Consider the following 26946-nt stretch of genomic DNA (forward strand, 5'->3'; position numbering starts at 1 on the left):
CATCGACGTCCTCGCGTCGGGCGCGTTCTTGTCGATGGTCATCCCGCTGGCGGTGTTCTTCGCCTTCCAGCGGCAGTTCGTGCCCGGGCTCCCGCACCACCTTTCGCGCCGCTACTTCACCGCACCCGACATCACCCCGGACACGAACTGCCGCTGGAAGGCGAAGAACACCGCCAGCGGGATGACCATCGACAAGAACGCGCCCGACGCGAGGACGTCGATGTTGTTGCCGAACTGACGGACCTGGCGCTGGAGGGCCACCGTGATCGGTGCGCTGTCGGTGTCCGCGAAGATCAGCGCGATCAGCATGTCGTTCCAGACCCAGAGGAACTGGAAGATCCCCAGCGAGGCGAGCGCCGGCCCGCCGAGCGGCAGCACCACCCGGACGAACAGCCGCAGCTCGCCCGCGCCGTCCAGCCGCGCCGCCTCCAGCAGCTCCCGCGGGATCTCCGCGAAGAAGTTCCGCAGCAGGAAGATGGCGAACGGCAGCCCGAAGCCGACGTGGAAGAGGATCACCCCGATCGTCGTCTCGAAGATCCCGATCTGCCCGAACAGCTTGGACAGCGGGATCAGCGCCACCTGCACCGGCACCACCAGCAGGCCGACGACGATCAGGAACCACCAGTCGCGCCCGGGGAAGTCCATCCAGGCGAAGGCGTACCCCGCCAACGCCCCGATCACCACCACGAGCAGGGTCGACGGGACCGTGATCACGATGCTGTTGAGCAGCGAATCGGTGATCGCCTCGTTCTTCAGCAGGCCCTCGTAGTTCTCCAGGGTCAGCTGCGCCGGTGCGGTGAACACCTGCCACCAGCCGCTGTCCGCGATGTCCGCCGGGCCGCGCAGCGACGAGACGAGCAGACCGACCGCCGGGGTCAGCCAGAACACCGCGACGACCAGCAGGAAGACCCGCACCGCGCCGGCGCCCGCCCACCCGGCGAGCCGGCTCGCGAGCGGCTGCCGCGCCTTCGGGGCGCCCCCGGAGGCGGTGCTGCGCGCTGTCGTGGACGTGCGCGTGGTCATCGGCGCCTCTCCCTTCGCGTACGACGGATGTCGAGCACCATCACCGGCACCAGCAGCAACAGCAGCAGCACCGCGATGGCGCTGCCGACGCCCAGGTCGGCGGCGGTCCCGAAGGACGAGCGGTACAGCTGGAGCGCCAGGACGTTCGCGTCGTCCTGCGCGGATCCGGGCGCGATGATGTAGACGAGGTCGAAGATCTTCAGCACGTTGATCATCAGGGTGACCAGCACCACCGAGAGCACCGGCGCCAGCAGCGGCACCGTGATCCGGCGGAAGACCTGCCACTCGTTGGCGCCGTCGACCCGGGCCGCCTCCATCAGCTCCCGTGGCACGCTCGCCAGCCCCGCCGCGATGAGGACCATCGCGAAGCCGGCCCACATCCACACGTAGCTGCCGATGATCGCCGGGGTGACCAGCGAGGGGCCGAGCCAGCTCACGCCGTTGTACTGCTCGCGGAAGTTGTCCCCGGGCAGCCGCAGCTGGGCGCCGTCGGCGGCGGCCGGCAGGGCGAACGAGCCGTCGGGGCCGGCGCGGGTGGACGCCACCACCTCGCCGTCCTTGACCGCCTCGATCTTCAGGCCCTTGAGGCCCAGCTCCTTCGGGTCGACGACGTTGGGCTTGCCGCCGCCGCCCCGGGTGAAGTCCAGCCACGCCGTCCCGGTGACCTTCCCTTCGCCGCCCTGCGCCGGCGGCGCGGCGGGCTCGGCGTCCGACGGCATGCGCGCCGGCGCGACGCCCACCAGCGGCAGCAGCACCGGGGCCCCGACCGCGGCCGGCTCCTTGGTGACGAACGAACCGCCGCCGCCCGACTCCAGCGGGTGCACCGGCAGCGGCCGGGCCCGGGGGAAGACGGACGACTCCGCGAAGGTGTCGTGCACCCCGACCCAGACCGCGTTGGCGACGCCGCGGTCCGGATCCTGCTCGTACACCAGCCGGAAGATGATCCCCGCCGCCAGCATGGAGATCGCCATCGGCATGAAGAGGACCAGCTTGAACGCGGTGCCCCAGCGGATCCGCTCGGTGAGCACGGCGAAGATCAGCCCGAGCGCGGTGGCGACCGCCGGGGCGAAGGCCACCCAGATCGCGTTGTTCTTGACGGCCGTGAAGATCGCGTCGTCGGTGAAGATCTCCGCGTAGTTGTCGAACCAGACGAAGCCGCTGCCCGACTGGTCGAAGAAGGAACGGTGGACCGAGTACCCGACCGGGTAGACCACGAGCGCGCCCAGCAGCACCAGCGCGGGCAGCAGGAAGCCGGCCGCGACCGCCTTGCGGGTGCCGGTCACGCTCTTGCGCGGACGGGCGGGGGGAGCCGGCCGGGCCGGACCCCCCGCCTTCACTGCGGTGGACACCCGCCGCTCAGCCCGTGTACGCCTTGGCGGCGTCCGCTTCCAGCTTCGCCTGCGCCCCCGCCACGTCCTTCGGGTTCTTCAGGAAGTCCTGGAGCGTCTTCCACAGGCCCTTGCCCGGGGTGCCGCCGAAGGACTGCGGCATCTGGTCCGACATGTCGAAGCGGAACGTGTCGCCCGCGGCGATCAGGGCCTCGGCGATGCCCCGCATCACGTCATTGGGGTACGCGGCCACGTCCAGCGCCTTGTTCGGCGACACGAAGCCGCCGGCGGCGGCCTGGATCTTCGCGGCGTCCGGGGAGGCGAGGAACGTCAGCAGCGCCTGGGCGCCCTTGCTGTCCTTCAGCGCCACGGCCGCGTCGCCGCCGGTGACCACCGAGGGCTTGGCCCCGACCGCCGGGAAGGGGAACACCTTCGCGTCGGTGCCCAGCTCCGCCTTCGTCTGGGCGATGTTGACGCCCACGAAGTCGCCCTCGAAGACCATCGCCGCCTTCGGCTGGTCACCACCGGTGAAGGTCTGCGTCACCGACGCCGGGAACTCGGTCTGCAGGGCGCCGTCCGCGCCGCCCGCGATCAGCGCGGGCTTGCCGAACAGCTCCGCCAGGGTGGTGAGCGCCTGCGTCACCGAGGGGTCGGTCCACTTGATCTCGTGCCGGGCGAGCTGGTCGTACTTCTCCGGGCCGGCCTGGGAGAGATAGACGTTCTCGAACCAGTCCGTGAGGGTCCAGCCGTCGGCCCCCGCGACCGACACGGGCGTCACGCCGGACGCGGAGACGGTCTCCGCGGTGGCGAGGAACTCCTTCCAGGTCTTCGGTTCCTTGGCGCCCGCCGCGTCGAACGCCGCGGTGTTGTACCAGACCAGGGACTTGTTGGCGGCCTTGTAGTACACGCCGTACTGCTCGCCGTTCACCTGGCCGATCTTCTGCCAGCCAGGGGAGTAGTTCTTCGCGAGCTGGGCCTTGGCCTCCGGGCCGACGGGCTTGGCCCACTTCTGCCGCACGGCCTGCGCGATGGCGCCCGGCTGCGGCAGCAGCGCCACGTCGGGCGGGCTGCCGCCGGCGATCTTCGTGCCGAGGAAGTTCACGATCGGGTCCTGCGCGGGGACGAAGGTGACCTCGGCCCCGGTGCGCTTCTCGAACTCGGTCAGGACCTTCTCGAAGTTCTCCTGCTCGGCCCCGCTCCACACGGCCGCGACCTGGACCGTCTCCCCCTCCAACCGGGGGAGTTCGACCGTGGAGCCGGAACCGGAGCCCTTCTTGCCGTCCGCGTCCGAGGAGTCGTCGTCGCCGTCGCCGCAGCCGGCGAGGGCGAGCGCCGCGACGACGGCGAATGTGATGGCGACCTTGCTCGTGCGAAGAGTTGTCCGCATTTCTGCCCCGTTCTCTGCCGTAGCACCGACGCGTTGCCCGACAGGTCTACGCCCGGGGCACAGGCCCCGCAATCCGCTGCGTGAGCCGATGGCTCTTTCGTGATCCCTCTGTGACGTGATGTCCTGTCAAATCGCGCAGTATTTGCAGAAGTTGAGGGAACGGTGCGCATCGCGGCGACGCGTGGTGCGGTACGGGACAGCGGTGCGGTGCAGGACCACGGCGCGCGGTGTGTCAGGGGTGCACGGGCGACAGCGGTGGCAGGGGTATCGCGTTCACCGACGTCGCGGCCCGCTCCAGCGCGCTCGCCAGCAGCGCCAGGTCCGTCGGGCCGTTCCCCAACTCCCGTACGGGACGGCGGGTCGGCGGGTCGCCCATGCGCTCCCACTCCAGCGGCACGACCGTGGGCCGGAGCGTCGCGGTGCGCGGGATGCGGCCGGTGACCCGACCGCCCTGGAACGGGGTCACCCGGCCGTCCGGATGCCCCAGCCGGCCCCGGCCCGGCAGCGGGTCGTCGGGCCCGGCGGAGACCGGCGGCGCGTCCAGCACCGCCCGCAGCCCGGCCGTGCGCGCCAGCTCCGTGTCCGCGGTGCGGTCCGGGCGGGCGGAGGTCGCGATCAGGTGCACCCCGAGCCGACCGCCGTCCCGGGCCACGGCCTCCAGGGCACGGACGACCGAGCCGGCCGCCGGTCGCCCGAGGCTGCCGAGGGCGGGGGCCACCAGCGCGTCGAAGTCGTCGACCAGGACCACCAGTCGGGGCAGCGGCGCGGGGCCGGCCGGGCGCGTGCGCCCGCCGGGGCGCAGCCGCAAGGTGCCGCTCGGCGGGGACTCCAGGTCACCACGGGCCGCCGCCCGCGGATCGGGGGCCTGGCCGGCGACCGCGGAGTGGTCGATCCGGCCCACGGCCCGGGCCGACCGCGCCGAGGCGTGGGCCAGCGGCCCGCCCTGCTCGGCCGCGCTCGGCGCGCGCTGACCCACCACCCGGCCGGCGGTGCCGCCCGAAGCGTGCCACTCGGCGAAGTCCACGCCGCCGAGCACCTCGGCGCGGCGCTTCAGCTCCGCCCCCAGCGCCTGGGCGAACATCCGCATGCGTACCGGGTCGTTCGCCACCAGGTGGTCCATCACGTGCGGCAAATCCGTACAGACCGCGAGCCCTTCGCCGCGCTCGCCGCCGGCGCCGTCGACCAGCAGCAGCCCGAGCCGGTCCGGCCGGCCGGCGGAGGCCAGTGAGGCGGCGGCGGAACGCAGCAGCTCCGTGCGCCCGCTGCCGGGCGGGCCCTCGATCAGCAGATGCGGGCACTCCACCGCGAGGTCGACCGCGAGCGGTCCGCGCGGATCCGTGCCCAACACCACCGGGCTGCCCGGGACGTCCCCGGCCGCCGCCCAGCGGGCCATCAGCGACGCCGGAGTGGCCCTGGCCAGCCCCAACTCGTCGAGCAGCCGGGAGGAGCGGGGCACCACGGCCGCCCGGCCCGGGACCTGAGGGCCGGCCCCTTCCGTACGCAGCGGCGCCAGCGCCCGGGCGAACCGCTCCGCCCACGCCGTCGACACCGCGTCGACCGCGGCCAGCGCGCCGTGGCCGGCGGGCAGCCCGCCCGCGGTGCGCAGCACCCGCAGCGCGATCGCCACCTCACCGCTGAGCAGCCCGACCGCCCCGCACTCCCGGAAGGCGAGCGAAGCGGCGCAGGCCGTCTCGTACGTCGCGGCGACCGGTGACACGGGGGAGGCGGCGGGGGCCTCGGCCAGCACCAGCAGATGGATGCCCGCGGACCAGCCGGCGCCGGCGAGCCGGGCCGTGGTCTCCCGCAGGGCGGCGGAGCCCGGGTCGCCGTCGACGACGACCAGGGTGCGCGGGCCCTCGTACCGCTCGGCGGCGTCCGTCAGGGCCGTGCGGTCCGCGCTCGGCCAGCCGGGGCCGAGCCAGCCGTCGTCCAGCCGGCGGATCAGCTCCGCGGTGCGCGCCGCTGCCTGGTCGCGGTCGTACGCGAGCAGGAGACGGCAGTCCTGGCCGTGCGCCGGCCGCACGTGCGGCAGCCAGCCGAGCCACGCCCACTCGGCCCGGCGCTCCTCCAGGGAGCGCGCGCGGTCCGTGGAGATCAGCACGATCTCCAGATCGGTGGGGGAGTGCAGGGCGGCGAGCTGCGCCACGGCCCAGTGCGCGGCGCCGGCCAGCCGGCGCCGCGGGCCGGCGAGCCCCAGCGAACCGGCCTCCCGCAGGCCCACGGTCACCGGCACGGACGCCAGGTCGTCCCGATCGGCCGTGCCCAGCCGCAGGACCAGGGACTCGGGGTGGTCCGGGCCGCGCTCCCACAGCCGCGCGCCGGGGCGCACCGCGGTGAGCAGGACGGCGGCGGGGTCGGGCCAGCTGTCGATGGCGGCCGGGGCGGGCTCGGCGGGGGGTGCCTCGGGTGCGATCGGCGCCGGCAGCGGGGCTGCCGCGCCCGCGTCGCGCTGCTCGCCGCGGGCGGCGTCGCCCTTGAGGCGGCGTGCCCAGGCGCCTATGCCCTTCTTCCGGAGGCCGTCGTGGGCCCGGGCGTGCGCCTCGGGGTCGCCGCCCTCGGCGTCGCTCCAGGGGTCGGTCAGGTCGGCGGCCCGGGCGTGCCCGCCGTCCGCCTGCGCCGGCGGGTGGGTCTCGCGGCCGGTACTGCCGGTGCTGATGGTGTTGCTGGCGATGTGCGGGGTGACGGTGCCGTACGCAGGCGTGGGGCCGGTGGTCGAGGGCGCGGGGCCGTCGGGGACGTACGCGCTGTGGCCCGCCTCTTTACCGGCTTCGGCGACGGGCGCGGGCGCGGCGGCCGGGGCGGCGGGCCCGGCGACCCTGAGATGGCCCTCGCCGTCCGCGGCGGTGGGCAGCGCGGCCGTGCGGTCGGCGGGGGACAGCCGGAGCGTGGACTCCCCGAGACGCAGCAGCGCCCCCGGCGGGAGGGTGACGGGGCGGCGGCCGACGGTGCGGCCGTCCAGCGCCGTCCCGTTCGTCGAGCCGAGGTCGGCGACGGTGACCCGGCCGTCCTCGTCGACCGTCACTTCGCAGTGCAGCCGGGACACGTCGGGGTCGTCCAGGGGCACGTCGGCGTCGGCGGAGCGGCCGATGCTCACCCGACCTCCGTGCAGCAGATGGACCCCGCCCGCGTCCGGCCCGGCGACCACGTGCAGCTGCGTCGAGGGGTCCGCGTCGCCCGGGCCCTCCGGGCCGGGCTGGCCCAGCGAGAGGACCGCGCCGTCCACCAGGGGCGGCTCGCCCAGGGTGCGGCGCTGGAGGTCCAGCCGCTCCGCGCCGGCGTACAACACCGTGCTTCCCGAGCTGCCGGCCGCCTCAGGGCCCGCGGCGGCCGACGCCAGACCCGAGGCCACCGCGGCCAGCGCCGTGCCCGCGGGCGCGGTGACCAGCACGTCGCACGCGCGGGTCCCGGACGCGGGCCCCGCGACGGCCTGTCCGCCGCGCGGCGCGAGAACGGTCAGCCGGATCTGCATGGCCGTCAGGAATCCCTTCTGCGCGGGGTGCCGGCAGGGGAACCGCCTCCGTCGCCCCCACCCGGCTGGTCGGCGCGCACCCGGGGCTCCCCACCCCGAGACCGCGCGCAAGGGGCATCCTCGCACCTGCCACTGACAACACGCCCGGGTGCTGCCAATAAGTGATCTTGATTGGCCCGCTCCGGACGGAAAAGTGCCTGGTTGCGTCACCAAGCGAACGCGCCGTGTTGCGTAGGGCACTCCGGTTCGCCCGGTTCACCGGGTACGGCCGCAACCTTCCGGGGCGCGACGACGTCTTGCAGGCGAACGGCGCGCACCGTACGCGTACGGTGCGCGGGCGCGCGGCAGGCCGGCCGGTCGCGCCCCTCCCGCGCCACGGGGCGTACGGGACCGGCAACCGACCGTCGCCCTGTTCGACGCCACTACAGTGGATCGGAAACGCGAACCGCCGGGGCCGGGTCGTCGCGAGCCCCCGGGCCGTCGAGACCACCGGCGGCTTCGAGACCCGGCCCACCCACGGACCACGATCAGCAGGGAGCGCATGACGTGCGGCCTGTAGGCAGCAAGTACCTCCTGGAGCAGCCACTCGGCCGCGGAGCCACCGGCACCGTCTGGCGCGCCCGCCAGCGGGAGACCGCCGGCGCCGAGGCCGCCGTGCCCGGGCAGCCCGGCGAGACCGTGGCGATCAAGGTCCTCAAGGAGGAGCTGGCGAACGACGCGGACGTGGTGATGCGCTTCCTGCGCGAGCGCTCCGTCCTGCTCCGCCTGACCCACCCGAACATCGTGCGGACCCGCGACCTCGTCGTGGAGGGCGACCTCCTCGCCCTCGTCATGGACCTGATCGACGGCCCGGACCTCCACCGCTACCTGCGGGAGAACGGCCCGTTCACCCCCGTCGCCGCCGCCCTGCTCACCGCCCAGATCGCGGACGCCCTCGCCTCCAGCCACGCCGACGGCGTCGTCCACCGCGACCTCAAGCCGGCGAACGTGCTGCTGAAGACGGACGCCGAGGGCCAGATGCACCCGATGCTGACGGACTTCGGTATCGCCCGCCTCGCGGACTCGCCCGGCCTGACCCGCGCGCACGAGTTCGTCGGCACCCCCGCGTACGTGGCCCCCGAGTCCGCCGAGGGCCGCCCCCAGACCTCCGCCGTCGACGTCTACGGCGCCGGCATCCTGCTGTACGAGCTGGTCACCGGCCGGCCGCCGTTCGCCGGGGACTCCGCGCTGGAGGTGCTGCACCGCCATCTGAGCGAGGAGCCGCGCCGCCCCACGACCGTGCCCGAGCCGCTGTGGACGGTGATAGAGCGCTGTCTGCGCAAGGAGCCCGGCGAGCGCCCCAGCGCCGAGAACCTCGCCCGCGGCCTGCGGGTCGTCGCGGCCGGCATCGGCGTGCACTCGTCGGCGGCCGAGGTGGACGCCGCGCTCGGCGTCGGCGCGCTGCTGGCGCCCGACCCGTCCCCGGCGCCGGTGCCCGAGACGCCGGGCGCCGCCGACCCCACCCAGGTGCTGCCGAGCAACGCCGGATCGTACGACCCGGCCGCAGCCACCAGCGTCCTGCCGCACACCGGTGCGCCGGCCGGGCCTCCCGGGGCCGCGGACGCCACCAGCGTCCTGCCGCACACCGGCGGCCCCGGCGGCGCCCCGGACCCGACGGCCGTGCTGCCGCCCGTGTCGTCACACGGCAGCACGGCCGGCGCGCCCGGCGGCCAGGGCCCCGAGGACCCGCACCCCTGGCAGTCGCAGCTGCGGGCCGCGCGCGACCGCAACGAGCAGACCCAGATCCAGTACCTGGACCCGGGGCAGGACCCGCTGCGTCGGCGTCCCCAGCGCCAGCAGCCGCACCCCCAGCACCCGCAGCAGCCGCCGCACCACCACCAGCAGCCCCAGCCGTACGCACCGCCGCCGCAGCACGTGCAGCGCCAGCAGTACGCGCCGCCGCCCCAGCAGCCGCAGCAGCAGCCGCGGTACGCACCCGCGCCGCCTCCTCCGCCGCAGCCGCAGCCGCAGGCGCCCCAGCAGCCGCAGCGTCCGCAGCGGCCCGAGCCCGCCCCGCGCCAGCCCCGCCAGCGCAGCGCCAACCCGATGCGCATCCCCGGCCTGGGCTGCCTCAAGGGCTGCCTGTTCTCGGTGGTCCTGCTGATCGTCGCGAGCTGGCTGGTCTGGGAACTCACCCCGCTCCAGGACTGGGTGGCCGAGGGCAAGAGCTTCTGGACCGCCATCAGCGACGGCGTCTCCAAGGCCGCGGACTGGATCTCCGACCTCAGCAACTCCGACTCGGGCACCGAGACCCCGACGAACAACACCGGCAACAACACGGGCAACTGACCCGCGGCTGGGTCTCTTTGTCGATTTCTGCCGTGAAGTGGGGTGGCGATCTAGGGTGGTTTGCCCCTGATTGACTCCCACGTACGTGCGGCATGCGGCCGTCCGGGGCACGAACGCCCTGGACGGCCGCGTACGTTATGGGCAACGCCAGCCGCTGAGGGAGCAGTCTTGGCACGGAAAATCGGCAGCCGGTACACGGCCCACCAGATCCTCGGACGGGGCAGCGCGGGCACCGTGTGGGCCGGCGAGGGTCCCGAGGGGCCCGTCGCGATCAAGCTGTTGCGCGAGGACCTGGCGGCCGACCAGGAGCTGGTCGGCCGCTTCGTCCAGGAGCGCACCGCCCTGCTCGGGCTCGACCACCCCCGCGTCGTCGCCGTCCGCGACCTCGTCGTGGACGGCAACGACCTCGCGCTGGTCATGGACCTGGTCCGCGGCACGGACCTGCGCAGCCGGCTCGACCGCGAGCGCCGGCTCGCCCCCGAGGCCGCGGTCGCGATCGTCGCGGACGTCGCGGACGGTCTCGCCGCGGCCCACCGCGCGGGCGTCGTCCACCGCGACGTCAAGCCGGAGAACGTCCTCCTCGACATGACGGGCCCCCTCGGCCCCGGCGGCGCGCACCCGGCGCTGCTCACCGACTTCGGCGTCGCCAAGCTGATCGACACCGCGCGCCGCACCAAGTCCACGAAGATCATCGGCACGCCGGACTACCTCGCACCCGAGATCGTCGAGGGCCTGCCGCCGCGCGCCGCGGTGGACATCTACGCCCTCGCGACCGTGCTGTACGAGCTGCTGGCGGGCTTCACGCCGTTCGGCGGCGGCCACCCCGGAGCCGTACTGCGTCGCCACGTCACCGAGGCGGTCGTGCCGCTCCCCGGCATCCCCGACGAGCTGTGGCAGCTCCTCATCCAGTGCCTCGCGAAGGCGCCGGCGTCCCGGCTGCGGGCCTCGGAGATGGGGACCCGGCTGCGGGAGCTGCTGCCCTCGCTGGCCGGGATGCCGCCCCTGGACGTCGACGAGCCGGGCGCGGAGCACGAGGCCGAGCCGTACGAGGAGCCCGCGCCCGAGCCCGCGGGAGAGGCGCGACGGCGGGGCGCGGTGTCCCTGGTGCCCGGGGCGGCGCCCGCGGACTCCAACCGCGACACCCACACCTCGATGCGGGTGCCCGGCCCGGAGGAGCTGGCGGGCGGGGCGCACGGCACGGCTCGTGCGCCGCGCGCGCCGGGCCAGCGGCGCCCCGGCTCGGCCCGCAACAAACCCGCGCGCAAGCCGGCGCCCTCGGTCCGCCTGCGCAGACGGGTGCTGGCGGGGCTGGTGGTCCTGGTGGTGGGCGTCGGCGGCTGGCTGGCCACGTCCACGGACGCGCAATCCGACCCGGCGCCCCCCACACCGTCCTCCGAGCTGCCTCTGGCCCCCTGAGCCGCCCGCGGTCTCCCGGCGGAAGCGTTGCCCCCTGTGCGCTGTGCCCTGCGGGCACGGGGCCCCTCGGCGCCTCGCCTCCAGACCTCGCCGTCTTCCTGCGCGACCAGCCCGCCACCGGGCCGCAGTCGCGGTGCGAGAGAACTCTCACGGTGAGGGGGTGCGGTCCCGGATCGCGGAGCTGGGGGAACAGGCGCAGACGGGCCGAAGCCGCGGAACGACAGGAAGCCCCACGGCGCCCCGCCCCGCAGGGAGGCGCAGGGGCCCGCACCCCGACCCGAGCCCGCCGCAGGCGAGCCGGCGCCCGCGGGCGGGGACCACGCACTCAGCCGTTACGCTTGGATGCGTGGCAGTCGTCGATGTATCCGAAGAGCTGAAGTCCCTCTCCTCGACCATGGAGTCGATCGAGGCCGTCCTGGACCTCGACAGGATGAGGGCCGACATCGCCGTGCTTGAGGAGCAGGCCGCGGCCCCGTCCCTCTGGGACGACCCGGAGGCGGCCCAGAAGATCACCAGCAGGCTCTCCCACCTCCAGGCCGAGCTGCGCAAGGCCGAGGCGCTGCGGGGCCGCATCGACGACCTCGGGGTGCTCTTCGAGCTGGCCGAGGCCGAGGACGACGCGGACACCCTCGCCGAGGCCGGGGCCGAGCTCGTCGACGTCCGCAAGGCCGTCGACGAGATGGAGGTCCGCACGCTGCTGTCCGGCGAGTACGACGAGCGCGAGGCGCTGGTCAACATCCGCGCCGAGGCCGGCGGCGTCGACGCCTCCGACTTCGCCGAGCGCCTCCAGCGCATGTACCTGCGCTGGGCCGAGCGCCACGGCTACGGCACCGAGGTGTACGAGACGTCGTACGCGGAAGAGGCCGGCATCAAGTCGACCACCTTCGTCGTGAAGGCGCCCTACGCCTACGGCACCCTCTCCGTCGAGCAGGGCACGCACCGCCTGGTGCGCATCTCCCCGTTCGACAACCAGGGCCGCCGCCAGACGAGCTTCGCCGGCGTCGAGGTGCTCCCGGTCGTCGAGCAGTCCGACCACGTCGACATCGACGAGTCCGAACTCCGCATCGACGTGTACCGCGCCTCCGGCCCGGGCGGCCAGGGCGTCAACACCACCGACTCCGCGGTCCGCATCACCCACATCCCCACCGGCATCGTGGTCTCCTGCCAGAACGAGCGCTCCCAGATCCAGAACAAGGCGAGCGCGATGAACGTCCTCCAGGCCAAGCTGCTGGAGCGGCGCCGCCAGGAGGAGCAGGCCAAGATGGACGCCCTCAAGGGCGACGGCGGCAACTCCTGGGGCAACCAGATGCGTTCGTACGTCCTGCACCCGTACCAGATGGTGAAGGACCTCCGGACGGAGTTCGAGGTGGGCAACCCGCAGTCGGTCCTCGACGGTGAGATCGACGGCTTCCTGGAGGCCGGGATCCGCTGGCGCAAGCGCCAGGACCAGGAGCAGTGAGCCTCCTTCCGCGCCCCGAGTGACGCAAGGCGCCGTACCGTACGCGGTACGGCGCCTTCGCCGTTCGCGTCAACATCACACCAGGTCAGCTCGCTTTATCGACAAGGCAATAGACCCTTGACAGGGGCCAACACCCCGTGATGTCACAGTTGTATGGACCTCGCGCCGCCAACACGCCCCAAATGGGGACAACGAGCGCGGATTGCGCTTGACGTGTCCCGGGAAGACGGGAAAGGCTGGCGCGCGGCATGCGTGTTTCCGAGCGTGAGTGAGCAGGGTGAGAGTGCGACTCTCCCGTGAGTGGCCGCTCCGGAGACCCGGCTCAGATGACGAGTGAGCTACTGGGGGTAGCAGTTAGATGACGAAGAAGACGCGAATTCGCGTGGCACGCGTCGCCGCAGGTGCGGTGATCGCTGCCGGCGCGTCGCTGGCCGCGGCCGGGGCGGCCTCCGCCCTGAACGTCGGCCCGCTGTCGGTCGAGGTGAGCGCCGGCCTGGAGAACGACCCGCCGGACAACGGCCCGTCGACGCCGCCCGGTGGCGGTGTCGACCCGTCCAGCCCGGGACCGTCGAACCCGGGCCCGTCCAACCCCGGTCCGTCGAACCCGGGTCCCTCGAACCCCGGTCCGTCGAACCCGGGTCCCTCGAACCCCGGTCCGTCGAACCCGGGACCGTCCAACCCCGGCCCGTCCAACCCCGGCCCGTCGAACCCGGGACCGTCGAACCCCGGTCCGTCGAACCCGGGACCGTCCAACCCGGGACCGTCCAACCCCGGCCCGTCGAACCCGGGACCGTCGAACCCGGGCGGTAACGGCGGCACCAACGGTGGCGGCGCTGACGACACCAGCGGTGGCACCGGCCCGCAGGGCGGCAACACCGACACGAACAACGCGGGCTCCGAGCCCGTGCAGCAGGGCGCGGCGAAGGAAGAGCTCGCCGAGACCGGCGCCATGGAGACGTCGTTCCTGGTGATCGGCGCCGCGACCATGATCGCCGGCGGCATCGGCTTCCGGATGCTGCCGCGTCTCGTCGGCGGCGGCCGTACCGCCGTCTGAGGGACGACCGTCCCCGCTGCCGTGGTGACGCGGTAGCACCAGAGCGTGACGAAGGGCCCGGGGTGTGGCACAGCACCCCGGGCCCTTGTGCGCGTCTGGTGACCTCAAGTGAGGCGTGCGGTACGTTTCGTACGCGGCCGGCCGCGCCTCAGGCCGTACGCGCGGCCAGGACGGCCACGGCTCCGATCAGCAGCACCAGCAGCGTCACCAGTGCAGCCGGCGTCAGTCCTGCGAAGGGGCCCTGCTGCTGGAGCCGCTCGCGATTGGCCCGACACACGGGGCAGCGGCCCTCGGCGACCGGGGCCGCACAGTTGGCGCACACCAATCTGTCGTAGGTCATGCGCTCTCCTCTCCCGCGCGCGGAACCGCCCTCGCGGACCGTGGGCGCAGCTCCCTCATGGGGGAAACGCCCGGAAACACGCAACTGTTCCCCTACCACTGTGCCAGCTCCCGCAGCGTTCGGCGCGCGTCCCCGCGACCTCCGGACCGTGACCGCGTGGCTCGTGGGCGTGACAAACCGCGCAACCCAGGCGGCCGGCTGCCCAGGCAAGCCCCGTTCGCGTAGTGTCACGCACACCTTTACCCCCGGCCCGTGGTGTGCACCCGTGATCCGATTCGCCAGCGTCTCCAAGACCTACCCCAAGCAGAACCGCCCGGCCCTGCGCGACGTCTCCCTGGAGATCGCCAAGGGCGAGTTCGTCTTCCTGGTGGGCTCGTCCGGTTCCGGCAAGTCGACCTTCCTCCGGCTGATCCTGCGCGAGGAGCGGGCCAGTCACGGCACGGTCCACGTGCTCGGCAAGGACCTGGGCCGGATCTCCAACTGGAAGGTGCCGCACATGCGGCGCCAGTTGGGCACCGTCTTCCAGGACTTCCGGCTGCTGCCGAACAAGACCGTCGCCGAGAACGTGGCCTTCGCCCAGGAGGTCATCGGCAAGCCCCGCGGCGAGATCCGCAAGGCCGTGCCCCAGGTGCTCGACCTCGTCGGACTCGGCGGCAAGGAGGGCCGGATGCCGGGCGAGCTGTCGGGCGGCGAACAGCAGCGCGTGGCCATCGCGCGGGCCTTCGTCAACCGGCCGATGCTGCTCATCGCCGACGAGCCGACCGGCAACCTGGACCCCCAGACCTCCGTCGGCATCATGAAGTTGCTGGACCGGATCAACCGGACCGGTACGACCGTGGTGATGGCGACCCACGACCAGAACATCGTCGACCAGATGCGCAAGCGCGTCATAGAGCTGGAGCAGGGCCGACTCGTGCGCGACCAGGCCCGCGGCGTCTACGGCTACCAGCACTAGGGCCGGTCTTACGGATCTTGCCGGGCTCGCGCCCGATCCATGAGACAGACCCCAGAACCAGCGCGAGAAAGGCTGAACGCACGCGATGCGCGCCCAGTTCGTACTGTCGGAGATCGGTGTCGGTCTCCGCCGCAACCTCACGATGACCTTCGCCGTCGTCATCTCGGTGGCCCTCTCGCTCGCCCTCTTCGGCGGCGCGCTGCTGATGCGCGAGCAGGTCGGCACGATGAAGGACTACTGGTACGACAAGGTCAACGTCTCGATCTTCCTCTGCAACAAGAACGACGCCACGACCTCGCCCCAGTGCACCAAGGGCGCCGTCACCGCCGAGCAGAAGAAGCAGATCGAGGCCGGCCTGGACAAGATGGGCGTGGTCGACCAGATCCACTACGAGAGCGCCGAACAGGCGTACAAGCACTACAAGGACCAGTACGGCGACACGCCCATCGCCGCCACGATCACCCCGGACCAGATGCAGGAGTCCTTCCGGGTCAAGCTGCACGACCCGGAGAAGTACGACGTGGTCGCCACGGCCTTCGCGGGGCGGGCCGGCGTGCAGTCCGTACAGGACCAACGCAACATCCTGCAGAACCTGTTCGACCTGATGAACAGCATGAACTTCGCCGCGATCGTGGTGATGTTCCTGATGCTGATCATCGCCCTGCTGCTGATCGTCAACACCGTGCGGGTCTCGGCGTTCAGCCGTCGTCGGGAGACCGGCATCATGCGGCTGGTGGGGGCGTCCAACTTCTACATCCAGATGCCGTTCATCATGGAAGCCGCGTTCGCGGGGCTGCTCGGCGGGCTGTTGGCCGTGGTGATGCTGCTGCTCGGCCGGTACTTCCTGATCGACAACGGCCTCGCGCTCGCCGACAAGATGCAGTTGGTCAACTTCATCGGCTGGGACGCGGTCCTCACCAAGCTCCCGCTGGTGCTGGCGATCGGACTGCTGCTGCCGGCCCTTGCCGCTCTGGTCACGCTGCGCAAGTACCTGAAGGTGTGACGTCCGCCCCGGGGCGCCGTGGTGGCAACGAGCCTACGGCGCTGGTGGCTTGTCCTAGACTCAGCGTCATGCCGGGCCCTGAGTTCAGCCCTCGGCCCCGCCGTTCCCGCCGCGGGGCGGCCCTGTCGTTGGTCTTCGCGACCGTGCTCGCGACCGGCGCCGCCGCCGACGCGCTGCCCCACGAACCCGACGCCGAGCAGGACCACTTGGTCGTGCGCCCGGTGGGCGCCACGGTGGACCGGGAGGACGTGGCGCGCGCCGCCGCCGAGGCGGTCGCGGAGGGCGAGTCCGCCACCCAGGCCGCCGAGGAGGTCGTCAGCCGCAGCGGCGACCGCTGGGGTTCGGTGTACGGCAAGGAGGAGTACGAGCAGTTCCAGCAGTCCCTCGACGGCGAGTACACCGGCGTCGGGCTGTGGGCCCGGCGCTCGGGCGACGGGCGGGTGGAGATCGCCCGGGTCCAGCCCGGCGGCCCCGCCGCGAAGGCCGGCGTCGAGGCCGGCGACCGGCTGCGCACCATCGACGGCAGCGCCGTCGAGGGCCGCCCGGTCACGGACGTGGTGGCGCTGCTGCGCGGGAACGAGGGCACCGAGGTCGACCTCGGCCTCCAGCGCGAGGGCCGCCGCTGGAGCGAGAGCCTGATCCGTACGACCCTGCCCAGCGAGTCCGTCACGGTCGAGCGCCTCGACGGCGGGGCGGTCAAGATCAAGGTCGTCTCCTTCACGCGCGGCTCCGGGAAGCGGGTGAAGGACGCCGTCGAGGACGCCCCCGACGGCGCCGGCGTCCTGCTCGACCTGCGGGGCAACAGCGGCGGCCTGATCACCGAGGCCGTCACCGCGGCCTCCGCCTTCCTGGACGGCGGGCTGGTGGCCACGTACGACGTGAACGGCGAGCAGCAAGCCCTGTACGCGGAGCCCGGCGGCGACACCGAGCGGCCCGTGGTGGCGCTGGTCGACGGCGGCACGATGAGCGCGGCGGAGATGGTCACCGGCGCCCTCAAGGACCGTCGTCGTGCGGTCACCGTCGGTTCCCGGACCTTCGGCAAGGGGTCCGTGCAGATGCCCAGCACCCTGCCGGACGGCTCCGTCGCGGAACTCACCGTCGGGCACTACCGCACCCCCGAGGGGCGCGAGGTCGACGGCCTCGGCATCGTCCCGGACGTGACCCCCGCGGAGGGAGAAAGCGTCCAGGCGGAGGCGGAGTCGGTATTGACTGGCCTCGGTACGGGGTCGTAGTGCGAAAATGACCGCACTATGGCTAAGGAAAAAGGGCGCAAGCTGATCGCGCAGAACAAGAAGGCGCGGCACGACTACCACATCCTCGACACCTACGAGTGCGGTCTCGTGCTGACGGGCACCGAGGTGAAGTCGCTGCGCCAGGGGCGGGCCTCCCTGGCGGACGGCTTCGTCCAGATCGACGGGCACGAGGCGTGGCTGCACAACGTCCACGTGCCGGAGTACACCCAGGGCACCTGGACCAACCACAGCGCCCGCCGCAAGCGGAAGCTGCTGATGCACCGGGAGGAGATCGACAAGCTGGAGGCCAAGTCCCAGGAGACCGGTCACACGATCGTGCCGCTCGCGCTGTACTTCAAGGACGGCCGGGCGAAGGTCGAGATCGCGCTGGCGAAGGGCAAGAAGGAGTACGACAAGCGGCAGACGCTGCGGGAGCGCCAGGACCGGCGCGAGGCGGACCGGGCGATCGCCTCGGCCCGGCGGCGTCAGCGGGCCAAGGTCTGAGGGCCGAGGTCCGGAAGGTCCGGGGTCTGGAAGCTCTGCGGCCGAGGTCTGACGGTCCCGTCCGGGATCCCCGGATATGTGCTGGCACGCGCCCGCGTCGGTCACGTACGATGGAGGAGTCCCGCAGGACGGGACGCCAGTGCACTTCGCCCCTTCTTGAGGGTGTCGCGGTGTGCGCCTTGAAAAATCAACATGGGGATGATCGGTTTCGACAGCGGATGTCGAGGCAGGGGAAGCGAGCCGAGGAAGCGGCAATGATCTCGTAAACCATATGTCGCAAACAATAATCGCCAATACCAAGCGCGATAACTCCGAAGCCTTCGCCCTCGCTGCCTAATAAGCAGTAGGTCGAAGGTTTCTCTCATGGAGCGTCAGCCCGGGGCTGTTCCCGACCCGGATCCTGGCGTCAACTAGGGGACTAAACCTCTCAACTCGGTCACGGGGTTGAGAGGGAAACCAAACAGTGACTGAGCCCGTCGGAGACTTGTCCGTGTGATCTCCGGGGCTGAGAAAATCGCAGCGGACTGCGCTCGGAGAAGCCCTGTTTCTGCACCGTTGGACGCGGGTTCGATTCCCGCCATCTCCACTCATCCCATGTGGGCGAAGGCCCGGCCGTCACGACGGCCGGGCCTTCGTCATGCCCGCGGCAACGCCCCCGAGGGCCGCCGCCACCACCGGTACGGCGAAGCCCGCGCCCGCCGGCAGGTGCTCCGCGCACCAGCCGGCCGTCGCCGAGCCCACCGCGATGCCGCCGAGGACCGCGGTGACCGCGAGCGTCATCCCCTCGGTCAGCGCGCCCCGCGGGGTCAGTCGCTGCACCAGCGCCATCCCGGTGACCATCGTGGGCGCGGTGGCCGCCCCCGCCAGCAGCAGACCGCCGGCGAGCAGCGCCGTCGAACCCGCCCTCGCCGTCAGCAGCGGAAGCGCCATCAGCACCGTCATGGCCGCCAGACAGCCGACGAGCCGGCGCGGCAGGGCGCGGGCCGGCGGCAGCAGCCCGTACAGCAGGCCGGCGGCGCAGGAGCCGCCCGCCTGGAGGCCCAGCACCAGCCCGGCCGTCGGGCCGTCCACGTGCGCCAGCGTCGTCACCTCCAGCGCGCCGAAGACCACGCCGGTGGCGAGGAAGACCACGAGCAGCCCCGCCATGCCGCGCACCCGCAGCGGCGAGCGGGCGCCCGCGGCGCGCGGCGCGGGCGGCGGCTCCGTCGAGCGCTGGGCGGTGAACAGCAGCGTCCCCGTGACCAGCAGGGCCGTGCCGATGAGGGTGCCCGCCTCGGGGAAGAGCGCGGCGCACAACAGCGCGCCGAGCGCCGGGCCGGTCATGAAGCACAGCTCGTCCAGGGCCTGCTCGAAGGAGTTGGCGGTGTGCAGGGCGCCCGGGTCGTCCCGGTGCAGGTGCGCCCAGCGGGCGCGGGCCATCCCGCCGACGTTGGGAGCGGTCGCGGTGGCCGCGTACGAGGCGAACAGGGTCCAGGCCGGTGCGTCGAGCCGTACGCAGAGCACCAGCGCGAGCGCGCCGAGCGCCGCCAGCGCCGCGGCCGGCACGGCGACGCGGGCCTGCCCGTACCGGTCCACCAGGCGCGCGGTCCACGGCGCGACGAGGGCGGTGGTCGCAAGGCCGGTCGCGGTCACCGCACCCGCCAGGGCGTACGAACCGCGGGAGGCGGCGATCATGACGACCGCGCTGACGCTGAACATCGCGAACGGCAGCCGGGCGACGAGCGAGCCCGCGGTGAAGGCGCTGGCGCCCGCGGGGGCGAACAGGCGGCGGTAGCGGTACGTGACGTTGTCGGTGAGGGTCCGTTGCGGCATGGAGCCAGCATCTGTGCAGGTCAGAGCCGTGGTCCAACACTTGTTGGACCACCATTCACGCACCTGGGTTGTCAGTAGTACGGTCCGGTCGTGCCCCATGACATCGATCCCCGGCTGCTCCGCGGCTTCGTCGCGGTCGCCGAGGAACTCCACTTCACCCGGGCCGCCGCCCGCCTCCACGTCGCCCAGCAGGCCCTCAGTCGGGACGTGCGACGGCTGGAGCGCGAGGTCGGCGCGGAACTCTTCGGCCGCACCACCCGGTCGGTGGTGCTCACGGTCGAGGGGGAGCGGCTGCTGCCGTACGCCCGTGCTGTGCTCGCCGCCCACGACGAGCTGCGGATCGCGTTCCGGGCCGAGCGGCGTCCGCTGGTGGTGGACGTCGGCTCCCGGGCGAGCACCGCCCAGCGGGTGCTGGACGAGGCCCGGCGGAGCGCGCCCGAGCTGGAGCTGGTGGCCCGCTTCCACAGCGGGCTGACCGGGGCCGCGGCGGAGGTCCTCGCCGGGCGGGTGGACGTCGCCTTCGGACGGGTGGCGGGTCTGGACGCGGCGGTGCGCGCCGGGCTCGACCACGTGCCGGTGCGGTACGAGCGGATGGCGGTGCTGCTGTCGGCGGAGCACCGACTGGCCGGCCTCCCGCAGGTGCCGGTGGCCGAACTCGCGGGGGAGACCCTGTACGCGGGCGCCGGCAATCCGGCGACCGCGGAGTGGACGGCGCTGGCGGCCCGGCTGTTCGCGGAGTTCTCCATCGCCATGGCAGAACCCTTCCCCGAGATAGCGGGACCCGACGAGTTCGTCCGGGTGGTGCGGCGCCGGGGCTGGTCCGTCCTGGCGAGCACCGAGTTCATCGCGGTGCCGGACATGGTGGTGCGCCCCCTGGTGGCCCCGGTGCCGCTGTCGCCCGTCTCCCTCGTACGACGCCGTGGGCTGCGCCACCCCGCGGCGGACGCGCTGCTCGCCGCGGCCCGCCGACTGGGCGCGGCCGAGGGATGGCTGGAACGTCCCGACGCCGCGTGGTGGCTGCCGGAGGAGGACCTGCGGGCGATGGAGCCGGGCGTGGCGGTGCGGGACGCGACGGTACGGGGCGCGGCCGACATTCGGCCATTTCGGTGACGTCGTACGGGAGTTCGTCGCTCGGTGCCGCAACCCGCCGGCGCCCTGGCCGTCTATAGGTGGTGACAGGACATCAGACCTGTCGCCACGACACGATCGGGAGAACGATCAGATGATCTCAGGCAAGGCGGGCACGGGCACGGCTCTCGGGGCGGTCCTGCTGTCGCTGCTGACGGTGCCGGCGCACTCCGCGACGGCGGCGCCGGCTCCTGCTGTGAAGCCCCGGGCCGCCGCGACGCCCGCGCCCGACCTCGAAGGGCTGCGCACGGCCCTGAAGGCGGCGCTGGCCAACGGCGCGCCCGGCGCCATGTCCCGGATCGACGACAACGGCACCGTCCACAAGCTGACCGAGGGCGTCGCGGACCGCGCGACGGGGCGGGCCATCAGCACGAAGGACCGCTTCCGCATCGGCAGCGTCAGCAAGACCTTCACCGCGGTCGTGCTGCTCCAGCTCGTCGACGAGGGCAAGCTCGACCTCGACGCGCCGGTGAACGGCTATCTGCCCGGGCTTGTCGACCGGCGGATCACCGTCCGCCACCTGCTGAGCCACCGCAGCGGGCTGTACGACTACACCAACGACATGTTCGCCCGCACCGTCCCCGGCTTCGAGTCGGTCCGCAACCGGGTCTTCAGCTACCGGGAGCTGCTGGACCTCTCCCTGGCGAAGCCGCTGACGGTGACGCCCGGCACGTCGTACGCGTACTCCAACACCAACTTCGTCGTCGCCGGCATGCTGATCGAGAAGATCACCGGGCGCGGCGTCGCGACGGAGTACCGCGAGCGGATCATCGCCCCGCTGGACCTGGACGACACCTCGTACGTCCACCCCAGCACCGCGATCGCCGGCCGCCACACCAAGGGCTACCTCAGGCCCGACGAGGCGGGCGCGCCGCTGGTGGACTCCTCGTACCAGACGGCGTCCTGGGCACAGAGCGCCGGCGCGGTCATCTCCAGCACCCGGGACCTGAACACCTTCCTCTCCGCGCTGATGGGCGGACGGCTCACCTCCGCGGCGCAGCTGGCGCAGATGCAGCAGTGGGTGCCGGTGAACTCGACGCAGGGGTACGGGCTGGGGCTGCGGCGGCGCGACCTGTCGTGCGGGGTGTCGGTGTACGGACACACGGGGACGGTGCAGGGGTACTACACGTTCGCGTTCGCGGCGAAGGGGGGCGGGCGGGCGGTGACGTCGGTGGCGAACACGTCGAACAACGGGACGGTGCTGAACGTGCTGCCGCGGACGTTGGAGGCGACGTTCTGCGGCAAGCCGGCAGGCGCTGCGGTGCGCTCTGCCGCTCCGGCCGAACGCTTCGAGGACGTCGCCCCGTCGGTCCTCCGTGACTGACGCGGCCTGAAGCCGCGCCTGCGCTGGGAGCTGCCCGGGCCGCTGACGACCGCGCCGCTTCCCTGCGGGCAGGTTGCTCTCTGCGCGAGCAACCACGCACCACCCGCAGGGGTCAGCGCGCCCGCAGGGCCGCGGCGGAGGGGCCGGGGGGCGCTCGGGACGCGATGCGCGGGGTCGGGGGGTTTTCGGAGCGGCAGCGCATTGGCACTCTGGAGGGCGGGGCTTCCGCGGTGAGACCGGGTGGTGACGGCGCATGGCAACGAGCGCGGCGCACGCAGTGCACACGGCGCACAGGAGCGACCGCTGGCGGTTCGACGCCGGACGGGTCTGCCTCGACCTGCTCGCCACGGCCGAAGCGGAACCTCCCGACGCCGACGATGACGCGCAGGAACCCCTCGCCGGCGAGGGCCGCCTCGGCCGCTGGCTCGTCGGCGCCCGCCTCGTACCCGCCGACACCCCCCTGCCCGCCTGCGGCCCCCGCTGGGTCGAACGCTTCGCCGAGCTGCGCGGCCACCTCGCGCAGGTGGTGCGCGCCGAGATCGAGGGGCGGTCCGCCGAACCCGCGCTGGAGCGGATCAACGCGCTCGCCGCCGGCGCGCCCCCCGCCGTACGGGCCGTCCGCGGCCCCGGCGGCGAGCTGGTGCGGGCCCTCGCCGCCGACCCCGAGTGCGGCGAACTGCTCGCGGCCGTCGCGCGCGACGCGGTGGAGCTGCTCACCGACCCCGCCGCCCGCGCCGCCCTACGGCAGTGCGAGGGCGAGAGCTGCCACCGGGTGTACGTGGACACCTCGCGCGGCCGTCGGCGGCGCTGGTGCTCCAGCGAGGTGTGCGGGAACCGCGAGCGCGTGGCCCGCCACCGCCGGCGCGCCGCGGAGCTGCGGACCGTCTCATAATCCGGACCGCAAGCCGTTCCGAGACCGTCCGGTGAGCCGTCCCCTAACCCGAGCCGTACCCCCGGGACGCAATCCGGGCTGTAACCCGGGGTGTAACTCAGCCTGAACCCGGCCCTGAAATCGCCCCGCCGCACCCCGAATTCCGGGCCGAATCGCCTGTGTATCGCCCGAATTCGGCGAAAGGGATGTGAAGAAATATCGCTCCCGTTGAATGGCCCGCGGGTTCCGTCCGTAAGGGACGACGAAGTACGGCCCGTCAACTCAGGGGTCTCGACCGGGAGGTTCAGGTGCGCAAAGATGCCGCCGTGGCCGATGACCGTCCGCAGAGGGCACGCCATCGCAGCGACAGATCGCGCTTCGACGCCTCGGTGCCCGATGAGGAGTTGATGCGTGCTCTGTACCGCGAACACGCAGGTCCTCTGCTCGCCTACGTGCTGCGCCTCGTCGCCGGCGACCGCCAGCGCGCCGAGGACGTGGTGCAGGAGACGCTCATCCGTGCCTGGAAGAACGCCGGTCGGCTAAACCAGGCGACCGGCTCTGTCAGACCCTGGCTGGTGACGGTCGCCCGGCGCATCGTCATCGACGGCCACCGCAGCCGGCAGGCCCGGCCGCAGGAGGTCGATCCGTCGCCGCTGGAGGTCATGCCCGCGGAGGACGAGATAGACAAGGCGTTGTGGCTGATGACGCTCTCGGACGCGTTGGACGATTTGACTCCGGCGCACCGGGAAGTACTTCTTGAAACGTACTTCAAGGGGCGTACGGTCAATGAGGCGGCGGAAACGCTCGGCATACCGAGCGGTACGGTGCGGTCCCGGGTTTTCTACGCATTACGGTCCATGAAGCTCGCGTTGGAGGAGAGGGGGGTCTCGGCATGACCACGCGGGGGGAACCGGAATCCGTGCACGACGCAGTTGGTGCGTACGTCCTCGGAGTTCTGGAAGACGCGGACGCCACGGAGTTCGAGGCACACCTCGCCGGGTGCGACGTCTGCGCCACCCACCTCGACGAGTTCGCCGGCGTGGAGCCGATGCTCGCCGCACTGGCGCAGGCGGCCCCGCCGCCCGGCGCTCCCATCCGCGTCCCGCCGCCCGCGCCGCCGAGTTCCGGCTGGCAGGACGTGCTGGCGCTGCCACCCGTGGCGGCGCTGTCCGCACCGCCGGCCCACCGGGTGCTGGACGGCCTGTTGGGCGAGGTCGCCGCCAAGCGCGCGGCCCGGCACCGCCGCAGCATGTACCTGATCGCCGTGGCAGCCGCCCTGATCCTCCTCGCCCCCTTCGTGACGTACGCCGTCATCGGCGACGGCGGCGAGCAGCACGGCCGCGCCGAGCCCCATCCCACCTCCCCCGCCGAGGACTCCTTCTTCCACCACATGGAGGAGAAGGTCACGGCCACCGACACCGCGACCCGGGTGTCCGCCACCGTGGGCATCGAGAAGAAGGGCTGGGGCACTCACGCCGTCCTCGAACTCAAGGGCGTCAAGGGCCCCCTCAAGTGCCGCCTCATCGCCGTGGCCAAGTCCGGCGCCGAAGAGGTCGTCACCTCGTGGGCCGTCCCGAAGTGGGGATACGGCATCGAGGACGGCCCCACCGAGACGTCGAGGAACCCGCTGTACGTCCACGGCGGCGCCGCGATGGAGCGCTCGGAGATCGACCGGTTCGAGGTGCGGACCGTCGACAATCAGAAACTGGTGGAAATCGACGCGTGACCGGCCCGTGACCGCCGCCTGACAGACGCGTCCCCTTCGCGTACGGTTGACCGCTGCCCAGTGCACGTCAGAAGGGGGCCTCGGTGGCCAAGCACAATGCCGCTGTGGACACGGCCGGCGACCCGGCCGACGCGGCGGCCGACGCGGGCGGGGACTCGCTCCGCGACCGCGAGATCGCCGTCGAACAAGTACACCTCGACCGGGTGTACCGGCGTCTTGAGGAGAAGATCCACGACGCCGAGTTCCTGATGAACGACGCGGCCAAGCTCAGCCAGGTGGGCACCCCCGGCGCGCTGGCCGAGCGGGACGCCCAGGTCTTCCGCGCCGGCGTCCACCTCAACCGGCTGCACAACGAGTACGAGGACTTCCTCTTCGGCCGCATCGACCTCCTGCACGGCAAGGACGGCAAGCGCGGCCCGGACGGCGCGTACACCTCAGTGGAACCCGCGGACGACGCCGTGCGCCCCGACGGCACCGCGGACGTCGGCGAGACCCTGCACATCGGCCGGATGGGCGTGCTGGACGCGGACTACGCGCCGCTGGTGATCGACTGGCGCGCGCCCGCCGCCGCGCCCTTCTACCGCTCCACCCCCGTCGACCCCGGCCGTGTGGTGCGCCGACGCGTCATCCGTTCCAAGGGGCGCCAGGTCCTCGGCGTCGAGGACGACCTGATGCGCCCCGAGCTGACCGCCAGCCTGGACGGGCAGGAGCTCGCGGTGATCGGCGACGGCGCGCTGATGGCGGCGCTGGGGCGGGCCCGCAGCCACTCGATGCGGGACATCGTCTCCTCCATCCAGGCCGAGCAGGACCTGGTCATCCGGGCGCCCGCCGCGTCGATCACGTACGTGGAGGGCGGGCCCGGCACGGGCAAGACGGCGGTGGCGCTGCACCGCGCCGCGTACCTCCTCTACCAGGACCGCCGGCGGTACGCGGGCGGGATCCTGATCGTCTCGCCGACCCCGCTGCTGGTGGCGTACACGGAGGGCGTGCTGCCGTCGCTGGGCGAGGAGGGGCAGGTGGCGATCCGCGCGGTCGGGAGCCTGGTCGACGGAGCGGAGGCGACCGCGTACGACGACCCCGCCGTGGCCCGCGTGAAGGGGTCCTCGCGGATGCTTCAGGTGCTGCGGAGGGCGGCGCGCGGGGCGCTGGAGGTGGCACCTGCCGCGCCCGCCGCACCGGTCGAGGACGACGGGCAGCTCTCGTTCGGGGACTTCGGGGACTTCGGGGACGCGGCCGACGAGGAGCCGCCGGCCCGTGCCGTACGGACCGACCTGCTGCGGGTGGTCGCCTTCGGGCGCCGGCTGGAGCTGGCGTCGGGCGAGCTGAAGCGGATCCGCCAGACCGTGCTCAGCGGCACCGCGCCCGTGAACCTGCTGCGCCCCCGGGCCCGTCGACTGCTGTTGGACGCGCTGTACGCGCAGTCCGGCGCGGTCGGCCGGCACGCGGACCCGGAACTCGCCGCCGAACTGCGGTCCTCCTTCGACGAGGACGTCACCGGCGAGGACTCGTTCACCGCCTTCCTGGACGCCTGGTGGCCCGAGTTGACGCCGCGTCGGGTGCTGGCCGCGATGGCCGACGAACGCCGGCTCGGCCGCTGGGCGCGCCGGGTGCTGACTCCGGGCGAGGTCCGACGGCTGGCGCGCTCGCTCAAGCGGGCCGGCACGGACGGCACCGGGCCGCTGTCGGTGCACGACGTGGCCCTGCTCGACGAGCTGAACACCCTCCTCGGCACCCCGGCCCGCCCGAAGAAGAAGCGGGAGTACGACCCGCTGGACCAGCTCAGCGGCCTGGAGGAGCTGATGCCCCAGCGCGAGGAGACCCAGCGGGAGCGGGCCGAGCGCCTGGCGGCGGAGCGCACGGAGTACGCGCACGTCATCGTCGACGAGGCGCAGGACCTCACCCCCATGCAGTGGCGCATGGTCGGCCGGCGGGGGCGGCACGCCACCTGGACGGTGGTCGGGGACCCGGCGCAGTCCTCGTGGCCGGAGCCGGAGGACGCGGCGCAGGCGCGGGACGAAGCGCTCGGCACCCGGCCGCGGCGGCGCTTCGAGCTGACGGTGAACTACCGCAACCCCGCGGAGATCGCCGAGTTGGCCGCGCGGGTGCTGGCGCGGGCGATGCCGGGGGCCGAGGCGCCGTCGGCGGTGCGGTCCACGGGCGTCGTGCCGCGCTTCGCGGCCGTGCCCGACAAGGGTGCGGGCCGGGGCGGTGGCGACGCTGCGCTGGGCGCGCTCGTACGGGCGGAGGCCGAGCGGCTGCTGGCGCGGGTGGACGGCACGGTGGGCGTGGTCGTGGCCATGCACCGGCGCGCGGAGGCGGCCCGCTGGCTCGACGGCCTCGGGGACCGCGTGGTGCCGCTGGGCTCCCTGGAGGCGAAGGGGCTGGAGTACGACGCGACGATCGTGGTGGCCCCGGCGGAGATCGCCGACGGAACGGCGGTCGGCCTGCGGGTGCTGTACGTGGCGCTGACCCGGGCCACGCAGGAGCTGACGGTGGTGTCGGGGAACCGGGACGATGCGGACGCCGCCGCGGTTCCGGAGCTGCTGCGGCCCTGAGGCCACGGGCCGTGTGCCCTGCCCGTACGCCC

General features: G+C 73.0%; 20 protein-coding genes, 1 other RNA gene and 1 pseudogene. 16 read left to right on the forward strand and 6 right to left on the reverse strand.

Going from position 1 to position 26946, the window contains the following annotated elements:
* A pseudogene (locus AB0E05_RS12115) lies at positions 1-91 on the forward strand (carbohydrate ABC transporter permease); the annotation flags it as partial.
* Between the two features lie 20 nt (positions 92-111).
* Here AB0E05_RS12115 and AB0E05_RS12120 read toward each other — a convergent pair.
* The 4 genes from AB0E05_RS12120 to AB0E05_RS12135 all read right to left on the reverse strand — a co-directional run bounded on the left by AB0E05_RS12120 (position 112) and on the right by AB0E05_RS12135 (position 7207).
* Positions 112-1023 (reverse strand): carbohydrate ABC transporter permease, encoded by a 912-nt coding sequence (locus AB0E05_RS12120; RefSeq protein WP_361962099.1) that lies wholly within the window; start codon positions 1021-1023, stop codon positions 112-114.
* Positions 1020-2306 (reverse strand): sugar ABC transporter permease, encoded by a 1287-nt coding sequence (locus AB0E05_RS12125; RefSeq protein WP_361962101.1) that lies wholly within the window; start codon positions 2304-2306, stop codon positions 1020-1022. Before AB0E05_RS12125 ends, AB0E05_RS12120 begins: the two co-directional genes overlap by 4 nt.
* Before the next feature lie 73 nt (positions 2307-2379).
* Complete coding sequence (locus AB0E05_RS12130; RefSeq protein WP_361962103.1) at positions 2380-3738, reverse strand: ABC transporter substrate-binding protein; 1359 nt, start codon at positions 3736-3738, stop codon at positions 2380-2382.
* Between the two features lie 232 nt (positions 3739-3970).
* The gene (locus AB0E05_RS12135) at positions 3971-7207 is read right to left on the reverse strand and encodes an FHA domain-containing protein (protein ID WP_361962106.1); all 3237 of its coding nucleotides are present in this window, start codon (positions 7205-7207) and stop codon (positions 3971-3973) included.
* Between the two features lie 546 nt (positions 7208-7753).
* Here AB0E05_RS12135 and AB0E05_RS12140 point away from each other — a divergent pair.
* The 4 genes from AB0E05_RS12140 to AB0E05_RS12155 all read left to right on the forward strand — a co-directional run bounded on the left by AB0E05_RS12140 (position 7754) and on the right by AB0E05_RS12155 (position 13464).
* A complete protein-coding gene (locus AB0E05_RS12140) occupies positions 7754-9535 on the forward strand; it encodes a protein kinase (protein WP_361962108.1) in 1782 nt (593 codons plus the stop codon).
* Between the two features lie 168 nt (positions 9536-9703).
* Positions 9704-10951 carry a serine/threonine-protein kinase gene (locus tag AB0E05_RS12145; RefSeq protein ID WP_361962110.1) on the forward strand — a complete coding sequence of 416 codons (1248 nt, stop codon included), beginning with the start codon at positions 9704-9706 and terminating at the stop codon, positions 10949-10951.
* A gap of 346 nt (positions 10952-11297) precedes the next feature.
* Entirely contained in the window at positions 11298-12410 is a 1113-nt protein-coding gene (gene prfB / locus AB0E05_RS12150) for a peptide chain release factor 2 (protein ID WP_361962112.1), read from the forward strand.
* A gap of 358 nt (positions 12411-12768) precedes the next feature.
* On the forward strand, positions 12769-13464 hold the full coding sequence (locus AB0E05_RS12155) for a hypothetical protein (protein ID WP_361962114.1): 696 nt from the start codon (positions 12769-12771) through the stop codon (positions 13462-13464).
* A 148-nt stretch (positions 13465-13612) separates the two neighbouring features.
* Here AB0E05_RS12155 and AB0E05_RS12160 read toward each other — a convergent pair whose 3' ends face one another.
* Positions 13613-13804: a hypothetical protein gene (locus AB0E05_RS12160; RefSeq protein ID WP_361534982.1), complete on the reverse strand. Its 192-nt coding sequence runs from the start codon at positions 13802-13804 to the stop codon at positions 13613-13615.
* A 265-nt stretch (positions 13805-14069) separates the two neighbouring features.
* On the opposite strand from AB0E05_RS12160, the gene ftsE reads away from it, so the two are divergent.
* The 5 genes from ftsE (at position 14070) to ssrA (ending at position 18087) form a co-directional block, all read left to right on the forward strand.
* A complete protein-coding gene (gene ftsE, locus AB0E05_RS12165) occupies positions 14070-14759 on the forward strand; it encodes a cell division ATP-binding protein FtsE (protein ID WP_361962117.1) in 690 nt (229 codons plus the stop codon).
* An 85-nt stretch (positions 14760-14844) separates the two neighbouring features.
* Positions 14845-15762, forward strand: coding sequence for a permease-like cell division protein FtsX (gene ftsX, locus AB0E05_RS12170; RefSeq protein ID WP_361962119.1), 918 nt, complete (start codon positions 14845-14847; stop codon positions 15760-15762).
* Between the two features lie 68 nt (positions 15763-15830).
* Entirely contained in the window at positions 15831-16994 is a 1164-nt protein-coding gene (locus tag AB0E05_RS12175; RefSeq protein WP_361962121.1) for a S41 family peptidase, read from the forward strand.
* A gap of 18 nt (positions 16995-17012) precedes the next feature.
* On the forward strand, positions 17013-17498 hold the full coding sequence (gene smpB, locus AB0E05_RS12180) for an SsrA-binding protein SmpB (RefSeq protein WP_361962123.1): 486 nt from the start codon (positions 17013-17015) through the stop codon (positions 17496-17498).
* Positions 17499-17692: 194 nt separating this feature from the next.
* Positions 17693-18087, forward strand: a transfer-messenger RNA (tmRNA) gene (gene ssrA, locus AB0E05_RS12185).
* A 26-nt stretch (positions 18088-18113) separates the two neighbouring features.
* Here the strand turns inward: ssrA and AB0E05_RS12190 are convergent.
* Complete coding sequence (locus AB0E05_RS12190; RefSeq protein WP_361962125.1) at positions 18114-19310, reverse strand: MFS transporter; 1197 nt, start codon at positions 19308-19310, stop codon at positions 18114-18116.
* Between the two features lie 90 nt (positions 19311-19400).
* On the opposite strand from AB0E05_RS12190, the gene AB0E05_RS12195 reads away from it, so the two are divergent.
* The 6 genes from AB0E05_RS12195 to AB0E05_RS12220 all read left to right on the forward strand — a co-directional run bounded on the left by AB0E05_RS12195 (position 19401) and on the right by AB0E05_RS12220 (position 26914).
* Positions 19401-20420, forward strand: coding sequence for a LysR family transcriptional regulator (locus AB0E05_RS12195; protein ID WP_361962127.1), 1020 nt, complete (start codon positions 19401-19403; stop codon positions 20418-20420).
* 112 nt (positions 20421-20532) lie between these two features.
* Positions 20533-21762 (forward strand): serine hydrolase domain-containing protein, encoded by a 1230-nt coding sequence (locus AB0E05_RS12200; protein WP_361962129.1) that lies wholly within the window; start codon positions 20533-20535, stop codon positions 21760-21762.
* Between the two features lie 253 nt (positions 21763-22015).
* Positions 22016-22654, forward strand: coding sequence for an ABATE domain-containing protein (locus AB0E05_RS12205; RefSeq protein WP_361962131.1), 639 nt, complete (start codon positions 22016-22018; stop codon positions 22652-22654).
* A gap of 287 nt (positions 22655-22941) precedes the next feature.
* On the forward strand, positions 22942-23529 hold the full coding sequence (locus tag AB0E05_RS12210; protein ID WP_361534955.1) for a sigma-70 family RNA polymerase sigma factor: 588 nt from the start codon (positions 22942-22944) through the stop codon (positions 23527-23529).
* Positions 23526-24359: a zf-HC2 domain-containing protein gene (locus AB0E05_RS12215; protein WP_361962134.1), complete on the forward strand. Its 834-nt coding sequence runs from the start codon at positions 23526-23528 to the stop codon at positions 24357-24359. Before AB0E05_RS12210 ends, AB0E05_RS12215 begins: the two co-directional genes overlap by 4 nt.
* A gap of 104 nt (positions 24360-24463) precedes the next feature.
* Positions 24464-26914, forward strand: a complete 2451-nt coding sequence (locus tag AB0E05_RS12220) for a UvrD-helicase domain-containing protein (protein ID WP_361962515.1) — start codon at positions 24464-24466, stop codon at positions 26912-26914.
* Positions 26915-26946: the final 32 nt, after the last annotated feature.

This window comes from Streptomyces sp. NPDC048057, from assembly GCF_040653095.1.
Classification (GTDB): Bacteria; Actinomycetota; Actinomycetes; order Streptomycetales; family Streptomycetaceae; genus Streptomyces.

What these genes read in the sequence shown, in the direction of transcription:
- AB0E05_RS12120 (WP_361962099.1), bottom strand. Translation starts at nt 1,023, where the DNA reads ATGACCACGCGCACGTCCACGACAGCGCGCAGCACCGCCTCCGGGGGC.
- AB0E05_RS12130 (WP_361962103.1), bottom strand. Translation starts at nt 3,738, where the DNA reads ATGCGGACAACTCTTCGCACGAGCAAGGTCGCCATCACATTCGCCGTC.
- AB0E05_RS12135 (WP_361962106.1), bottom strand. Translation starts at nt 7,207, where the DNA reads ATGCAGATCCGGCTGACCGTTCTCGCGCCGCGCGGCGGACAGGCCGTC.
- AB0E05_RS12155 (WP_361962114.1), top strand. Translation starts at nt 12,769, where the DNA reads ATGACGAAGAAGACGCGAATTCGCGTGGCACGCGTCGCCGCAGGTGCG.
- AB0E05_RS12160 (WP_361534982.1), bottom strand. Translation starts at nt 13,804, where the DNA reads ATGACCTACGACAGATTGGTGTGCGCCAACTGTGCGGCCCCGGTCGCC.
- ftsX (WP_361962119.1), top strand. Translation starts at nt 14,845, where the DNA reads ATGCGCGCCCAGTTCGTACTGTCGGAGATCGGTGTCGGTCTCCGCCGC.
- AB0E05_RS12175 (WP_361962121.1), top strand. Translation starts at nt 15,831, where the DNA reads ATGCCGGGCCCTGAGTTCAGCCCTCGGCCCCGCCGTTCCCGCCGCGGG.
- smpB (WP_361962123.1), top strand. Translation starts at nt 17,013, where the DNA reads ATGGCTAAGGAAAAAGGGCGCAAGCTGATCGCGCAGAACAAGAAGGCG.
- AB0E05_RS12190 (WP_361962125.1), bottom strand. Translation starts at nt 19,310, where the DNA reads ATGCCGCAACGGACCCTCACCGACAACGTCACGTACCGCTACCGCCGC.
- AB0E05_RS12200 (WP_361962129.1), top strand. Translation starts at nt 20,533, where the DNA reads ATGATCTCAGGCAAGGCGGGCACGGGCACGGCTCTCGGGGCGGTCCTG.
- AB0E05_RS12205 (WP_361962131.1), top strand. Translation starts at nt 22,016, where the DNA reads ATGGCAACGAGCGCGGCGCACGCAGTGCACACGGCGCACAGGAGCGAC.
- AB0E05_RS12215 (WP_361962134.1), top strand. Translation starts at nt 23,526, where the DNA reads ATGACCACGCGGGGGGAACCGGAATCCGTGCACGACGCAGTTGGTGCG.